This window comes from Rhabdothermincola sp., assembly GCF_036846205.1.
Classification (GTDB): Bacteria; Actinomycetota; Acidimicrobiia; order Acidimicrobiales; family Acidimicrobilacustridaceae; genus Rhabdothermincola.
On the sequence record NZ_DAIUCK010000131.1, the window covers coordinates 1 to 6,958 of the forward strand.

General features: G+C 69.7%; 6 protein-coding genes. 4 read left to right on the top strand and 2 right to left on the bottom strand.

Going from position 1 to position 6,958, the window contains the following annotated elements; all coding sequences use genetic code 11:
- The first annotated feature begins 151 nt into the window (after nt 1-151).
- Nucleotides 152-1,960 carry an acyl-CoA dehydrogenase gene (locus V7004_RS14560; RefSeq protein ID WP_334144893.1) on the top strand — a complete coding sequence of 603 codons (1,809 nt, stop codon included), beginning with the start codon at nt 152-154 and terminating at the stop codon, nt 1,958-1,960.
- Nucleotides 1,957-2,820, top strand: coding sequence for a prolipoprotein diacylglyceryl transferase (gene lgt / locus V7004_RS14565; protein ID WP_334144894.1), 864 nt, complete (start codon nt 1,957-1,959; stop codon nt 2,818-2,820). The genes V7004_RS14560 and lgt overlap by 4 nt, the downstream gene beginning before the upstream one ends.
- Before the next feature lie 66 nt (nt 2,821-2,886).
- On the opposite strand, the gene V7004_RS14570 is transcribed toward lgt, so the two are convergent.
- Together V7004_RS14570 and V7004_RS14575 are read right to left on the bottom strand one after the other, a co-directional pair.
- Entirely contained in the window at nt 2,887-3,948 is a 1,062-nt protein-coding gene (locus V7004_RS14570; protein WP_334144895.1) for a phosphotransferase family protein, read from the bottom strand.
- 87 nt (nt 3,949-4,035) lie between these two features.
- A complete protein-coding gene (locus V7004_RS14575) occupies nt 4,036-4,842 on the bottom strand; it encodes a phytanoyl-CoA dioxygenase family protein (RefSeq protein WP_334144896.1) in 807 nt (268 codons plus the stop codon).
- Between the two features lie 120 nt (nt 4,843-4,962).
- Here V7004_RS14575 and V7004_RS14580 point away from each other — a divergent pair, with 120 nt between their 5' ends.
- Together V7004_RS14580 and V7004_RS14585 are read left to right on the top strand one after the other, a co-directional pair.
- Nucleotides 4,963-5,451: a glutathione peroxidase gene (locus tag V7004_RS14580; RefSeq protein WP_334144897.1), complete on the top strand. Its 489-nt coding sequence runs from the start codon at nt 4,963-4,965 to the stop codon at nt 5,449-5,451.
- Between the two features lie 78 nt (nt 5,452-5,529).
- Nucleotides 5,530-6,699 (top strand): DEAD/DEAH box helicase, encoded by a 1,170-nt coding sequence (locus V7004_RS14585; RefSeq protein ID WP_334144898.1) that lies wholly within the window; start codon nt 5,530-5,532, stop codon nt 6,697-6,699.
- Nucleotides 6,700-6,958 lie beyond the last annotated feature (259 nt).

The following is a 6,958-nucleotide window of genomic DNA, read 5'->3' on the forward strand; positions in this document are numbered from 1 at the left end:
CCTCTGACCCGATCCCCTGACCCATCCCCGAACTGTTCATCCAGGCGCGCCGTGCATCCGCGTCCCGATGAACAGTTCGCAGAATGGGTGCTCGTGCGCAGGCCGGCGGGTGAGGAGAGCGGGGTGACGGCGACCGGTAGCCTGAGCGCGTATGGCTGCGTACCGACCGCCGCTGCGGGACATCTTCTTCGTGCTCGACCACCTCGTCGACCTGCCGGCCCTCGCGGCCCTCGACGCGTTCGCCAACGCCGACCCCGCCACCGTCAGAGGGGTGCTGGAGGAGAACGCCCGGTTCGTCAGCGAGGTCATCGCGCCGCTCAACCGCATCGGCGATCTCCAGGGCAGCGTGCACGACCCCACCACCAACACGGTGACCACCCCTGAGGGGTTCAAGGAGGCGTACCGGCGATACGTCGAGGCCGGTTGGGGTGGGGTGCCGTTCCCGACCCACTACGGCGGGGGTGGCTTCCCGTGGCTGGTGGGCATCGCCATGCAGGAGCTCATCAGCTCGGCCAACATGTCGTTCTCCATGGCGCCGCTGCTCACCCAGGGCGCCATCGACCTGCTCTCCCATCACGGCAGCGAGGAGCAGAAGGAGGTCTTCCTCCGCAAGATGGTGACCGGCGAGTGGACCGGCACCATGAACCTCACCGAGCCCCAGGCGGGCTCCGATGTCGGTGCGGTGCGCACCAGGGCGGTGCGCCAGGACGACGGCACGTACCGCATCACCGGCACGAAGATCTTCATCACCTTCGGCGAGCACGACCTGGCCGACAACATCGTCCATCTCGTGCTGGCCCGTACCCCTGATGCTCCTCCGGGCACCAAGGGCATCTCCTGCTTCATCGTCCCCAAGTACCTGGTGAACGACGACGGTTCGCTGGGGGAGCGCAACGACGTCGCCTGCGTGTCGATCGAGCACAAGATGGGCATCAAGGCCAGCCCCACCTGCGTGATGTCTTACGGCGACCACGGTGGCGCGGTCGGCTACCTGGTCGGCGAGGAGAACCAGGGCATGCGCTACATGTTCACGATGATGAACAACGCCCGCCTGTCGGTGGGTCTCGAAGGGCTCGCCATCGGGGAGCGGGCGTGGCAGGACGCCCTCGAATACGCGCAGCAGCGCCGTCAGGGGCGTGCGCCGGGCGCGCCCCCGGGAGAGACGTCGCCGATCATCGAGCACCCCGACGTGCGCCGGATGCTGCTCACCATGAAGGCGTCGGTCGAGGCGATGCGCAACATCGTCTACGTGTGCGCCGAGGCGGTCGATCGATCGACCCATCATCCCGACGAGTCGGTGCGGGCCGCGAGCAAGGAGCTGCTCGACCTGCTCATCCCCGTGGCCAAGGCCTGGTCCACCGACACCGGCATCGAGGTCACGTCACTGGCGATCCAGGTCTACGGGGGGATGGGCTACATCGAGGAGTCCGGAGTCCCGCAGCACTACCGCGACGCCCGGATCACCGCGATCTACGAGGGCACCAACGGCATCCAGGCCATGGACCTCGTCGGCCGCAAGCTCCCCATGCGTGACGGTCGGGCGGTCGCCGACTACTTCGAGCTGATCGCGTCCATCGACCCCGCTCTGGAGAAGGCCGGCGACGAGCTGTCCGCGACCCGCGCCGCGCTGGGCGGCGCGCTGGACACGGTGACCGAGACGACCCGGTGGCTGATGGAGCGAGGGCTCGCCGAGCCACGGGACGCCCTGGCTGGTGCCACCCCGTTCCTGCGGATGTTCTCCCTGCTGACCGCGGGCTGGCTGATGGCCCGCCAGGCGCTCGCCGCTCGTGACGCGCAGCAGGAGGCGAGCGGACAGGAGCTGGAGTTCCTCCGGGCGAAGGTGACGACCGCCCGCTTCTTCTGCGAGCAGCTCCTGCCGGCGGTCGAGGGGCTGCGGGCGGCGGTGACCGCCGGTCACGAGCAGCTCTTCGCCGTGAGCCCCGAGGCGATCTCGGGATGAGCGTGGGCCACGCTGCCGCACTCATCGGGTCGATCCCCAGTCCCGGTTCCAACCGGTTGGGCCCACTGCACGCCTACGGGTTGATGATCGCCCTGGGCGTGCTCGCCGCCATCGAGCTCGCCGCCCGGCGGTGGGCCAAGCGTGGCGGTGACCCCAACGACATGTGGGCGATCGCGGTGTGGGCGGTACCCGCCGGCCTGGTGGGCGCCCGCCTCTACCACGTGATCACCGACTGGAAGACCTACTTCCCCGACCGGCCACTCGATGCCCTCGCGATCTGGCAGGGGGGCCTCGGGATCCCCGGAGGCATCATCTGCGGGGTCGCCGTCGGTGTGTACGTGGGGCGCCGGCGAGGCATCCGGCTGCCCGTCGGTCTCGACACCGTGGCGCCGGCCCTGCCGCTCGCCCAAGCGATCGGCCGGGTGGGGAACTGGTTCAACCAGGAGGTCTTCGGCCGGCCCACCGACCTGCCGTGGGGGCTCGAGATCGACCCCGCGCACCGCCCGGCGCGCTACGCCCACGCGGCGACGTTCCATCCGACCTTCCTCTACGAGGCGCTGTGGAACCTGGCGCTGGTCGGGGTGCTGGTCTGGCTCGACCGCAAGCGGATCCTGCGCCCCGGCGACCTGTTCGTGGTCTACGTCGGGGGCTACGGGCTCGGCCGGTTGTGGGTCGAATCGCTGCGCAGCGACCAGGCCAGCCTGCTGCTCGGGGTGCGGGTGAACATCTGGATGAGCCTGCTCGCCATCGTGGGCGCGGCAGTGGTACTGGCGGTGCGCGGCGTGCGGCGCCGGCCCGGTGACCGCGACGAACCGTACGTCGGCACCGCGGCGGCCACCGCCACCGCGCCGGAGCGCTGAGTACCGCCCCCACGCTCCGAACGACGACGGCCGCGATCTCGACCGGGCCCGCGGGCTCGGTGACGGTCAGCGGTGAGGGTGGGGCGCCAGCGGGGGGTCGCCGGGAAGGTCGTCGTCGAGGTCCTCGGCGTCCCAGGCGACCTGGCCGGCCAGCCGGTGGAGGTGGCTGCGTCCCCGCAAGGTGTTCTCCAACCGCTTGTGGGGGTGCCACTCGGGGAGATCCCGGGTCGGGCCGGTGATGGGCCGCTCGGTGAGCTCGCGCCGCAGCTCGTGCACATCGTAGGAGATGGCGTACAGGAGTGTGCGCTCCAGCACGTACTCGTGGTCGAACAGCGCCGGGTAGTACTCGGCCAGCCAGTAGGGAACCAGGCGATAGTCCTCCACCCGGGTGGCTCTGGCGTAGTCCTCGGCGACGTGCCAGGCCGGGTGGGCGCAGAACCGCAGGAACACGTCGAGGTCCACGTCGGGGGGCGCGCCCCGGGCCCATTCGAGATCGAGCAGGCCGGTCACGGTGAACCCGTCCCACAGGACGTTCTGGAAGTGCAGGTCGCCGTGGACGAGGGTGTCCGTGGTGTAGGGCTCCAGGGCCGGTGTGCTGGCCAGCACCAGATGCCGGGTGTCGGCGATGAGAGCTCGGTCGACGCCTCGGGTTTGCTCGAGCTCGTCGAGGGCCCGCAGGAGCGGCTCGACGATCGGGATCCTGGTGGGGTCGAGCAACTGGGGCGCGTCGTCGAGCAGCGCTAACTCGGGCGGGCAGGGCACCGAGTGCAGCGCCCGCAGCATGGCCGCGAGTTGGCGCACGGCGTTGCGCCGCTCGAAGTCGCTCATCGCGGGCCAGGCCTTGGCGAGCATCTCGCCCGGTAGGCGTTCGGTGATCAGCCAGTCCGCGCCGAGCTGGCCCCCATAGGCGATGATCTGCGGGTACTGCACCTCGGGCGGTAGCAGGGCACCGAGCGCGGCCTCCCGGCGGAGGCGGCGGTTGGCCCGCCGGTTCACCCGGATCACGTACTCGTCGGCGAGCCACACCTCGTTGGTGACGCTGCTGGCCCGCTGAAGCGGGATGTCGATGGCGAGGCCGGCCTCGCTCAGCGCGGCGCGGGCGCGGGCCATGGCGAACGAGTCGCTCACCCGGTTCCCTCAGCGATGTCGCCGTGCACGAAACACTTGTCGGCGGACCCCCGACCGGTCTTGACCGTCCTGCGCCGTCTCACGTGTTCACAAGGCGTCCCACACCAGGCTCCCGGCAGGGTCGCCGTCAAGCAGGGAAGCCGGGCTGCGCTTGTCGATGTGCCCGATGAGACCGTTGTAGATGGAGTAGCCGACCAGCTCCCGGAGCCGGCGGTCGAACCCCTTGACGATGCGGGGAGGGATGCCGAGCTGCTGGTTCTCCTGCTGGCGGATGAACCCGGCGCAGTAGTTCATGGCGATCCCCACCCGGCGCTCGCCGGTGCGGTTCGCCCCTCCGCCGTGCCACAGGCTCCCGTGCCAGATGAGCACGCTTCCCCGGCGCATCTCGGCCGGGATGCTCGGATAGTTCCGGCCGTAGTCGGGATCGTGGTCGCGCAGGTGCGAGCCAGGGATGAGGCGGGTGGCGCCGTTGGCCTCGGTGAAATCCGTCAGCGCCCACATCGTGTTGCACACCACCGGCGGGTGGGGCTTCGGGATGGGGATCAGCTGGTCGTCCGCGTGGATCGGCTGCGAGACCTCGCCGGGGTTGATCGAGATCGACGACAGCGACGAGACCAGACAGCCCCGGTCGAGCACCCCTTCGACGATCGGCAACACGTTGTCGTGCACAGGGATCCGCTCGTAGAGCGGGCCGTGCACCAGCAGGTTGTAGATGCGGATCGTGCGCCGCCCTTCGAAGCTGTTGTCGGCGGGCGTGACCTGCAGCTCGCGCTCCAGGCGGAGCAGGTCTTCGGCCAGCGCGTCCACGAGATCGGGCTCTATGGCGTCCTCGACGATCGTGTACCCGTCGGTGGCGATGCGGTCGAGGTGCGCCTGCCGCAGGGTGGGGTCCACCGCGCCATCGTAGGGGAGGGCCTCGTGGCGTGGGGGTCCCTGATGGCGTGGGGCCGCCGGAACTCCCCGGCGCCGGTGTGTGCGACCCGGATCGATCGAGTCCCACTAGCGTGGCGTGTCATGTCGTTCTACGAGCAGCACATCAACTACCTCGACGGCACCTCCGCCGACCTCTCAGTCTTCGGGGGCAAGGCACTGCTGGTGGTGAACGTGGCTTCCAAGTGTGGGTTCACCTACCAGTACGAGGGCTTGGAGCGCCTCCATCAACGGTTCGCGGACCGGGGTTTCTCCGTGCTCGGCTTCCCCTGCAATCAGTTCCTGGGGCAGGAGCCTGGCAGCCCGGAGGAGATCGCCACCTTCTGCCGCACCACCTACGGGGTCGACTTCCCCCTGTTCGAGAAGATCGAGGTCAACGGTGAGGGACGGCACCCGATCTACGCCGAGCTGACCCAGGTGCCTGATGCCGAGGGCAAGGCCGGCGACGTGGCCTGGAACTTCGAGAAGTTCCTGATCAGCCCGGAAGGCGAGGTGGTGGCCCGGTTCCGCACCGGGGTCGAGCCGGAGGCCCCGGAGGTCATCGAGGCGATCGAGGCCGTCCTGCCGTCGTAGCTCGGGATCACCCGAGGCTGCCCAGGCGGCCAGCTGACCACGCTCCGGGGGCCCGTCCAGGTACCCTCGATACACGACATGAAAACTTTTGACGCACTGGGTGTTTCCCCAGACCTCACCGCCACGCTTCGTGAGCGTGGCATCGAACAACCGTTCCCCATCCAAGAACTCACCATCCCGGATGCGCTGGCCGGCCGTGACGTGTGCGGCAAGGCGAAGACCGGATCGGGCAAGACCCTGGCGTTCGGCCTCCCGATCCTCGAGCGGGTCACCCGGTCCGAGCCCGGCCGACCCCGAGCCCTGGTGCTCGTGCCCACCCGTGAGCTGGCGGGCCAGGTCCGCGACGAGCTGGCGCCGTTGGCGGCCCGTCGGGAGCTGCGGGTCGAGGCCATCTACGGCGGCGCCCGGATGGAGCAGCAGGCCCGTGCCCTGACCGGTCGGGTCGACGTGGTGGTCGCCACCCCGGGGCGGATGATCGACTTCATCGGGCGCAAGCAGGTCCGCCTCGACGATGTTGCCCACGTGGTCATCGACGAGGCGGACCGCATGGCTGACATGGGGTTCCTGCCCCAGGTGGAGTGGATCCTGCGGCACATCCCCGGTGACCACCAGACGTTGCTGTTCTCCGCCACCCTCGACGGGGTGGTGGACACGCTGATCCAGCGCTACCAACGTGCGCCGGCGATGCACGAGGTCGCTTCCGCCCAGGTGACCGTGGAGGAGATGGAGCATCGGTTCCTGCTGGTCCACGAGCTGGACAAGGTGAAGGTGGCGGCTGCCATCGCGGCCGGCGCCACCCGCACGATCATGTTCGTCAACACCAAGCGGGCGGCCGATCGCTTGGCCCGGTCCCTCTCCGCAGAGGGCGTGCGAGCTCGAGCGATCCACGGCGACCTGCGCCAACGTGAGCGGGAGCGGGCCCTCGGCGACTTCGCCGACGGCAAGCTTCCGGTACTGGTGGCCACGGACGTCGCAGCCCGCGGCATCCATGTCGACGAGGTCGACGTGGTCGTGCACTACGACCCACCCGAGGAGCACAAGACCTACCTGCACCGTTCCGGGCGAACCGCCCGGGCGGGGGAGTCGGGCGTCGTGGTCACGCTGGTGCTGTGGAACCAGGAGCTCGAGGTCAAGCGGCTGATGCGCCGCCTCGGCATCGAGCAGCCGATCGTGGAGGTCTTCTCCAACGATCCCCGGCTCGCTGACCCGGCGAGCTGGGACCCGGCCGCGGACGCCGCCGTGGTCTGATTTCGCCCTGGTTTGCTCCAGAAGCAGGACCGTCCTGCCGACAGGACACCTGACCGTCCCCGTGCGCGGGCCGGGGACACGTCGTCGATGGGACACCATGCATGAGTGCTGAAGGCAACGATCGGGACCCGAAGGCCCCTCGCACGTTGTTCTCCCTGGGTCGGGAGGGTTCGAAGAAGCGTCGCTCGCCCGCGGCGGAGGACGATCTGCCGCCGCCCCCGCCTCCGCCACCGCCCACGTCGGAGCTGCCTCCGCCGCC

Excerpts from the sequence above, each read along its gene's own strand:
- V7004_RS14560 (WP_334144893.1), top strand. The coding sequence starts at position 152 with ATGGCTGCGTACCGACCGCCGCTGCGGGACATCTTCTTCGTGCTCGAC.
- lgt (WP_334144894.1), top strand. The coding sequence starts at position 1,957 with ATGAGCGTGGGCCACGCTGCCGCACTCATCGGGTCGATCCCCAGTCCC.
- V7004_RS14580 (WP_334144897.1), top strand. The coding sequence starts at position 4,963 with ATGTCGTTCTACGAGCAGCACATCAACTACCTCGACGGCACCTCCGCC.
- V7004_RS14585 (WP_334144898.1), top strand. The coding sequence starts at position 5,530 with ATGAAAACTTTTGACGCACTGGGTGTTTCCCCAGACCTCACCGCCACG.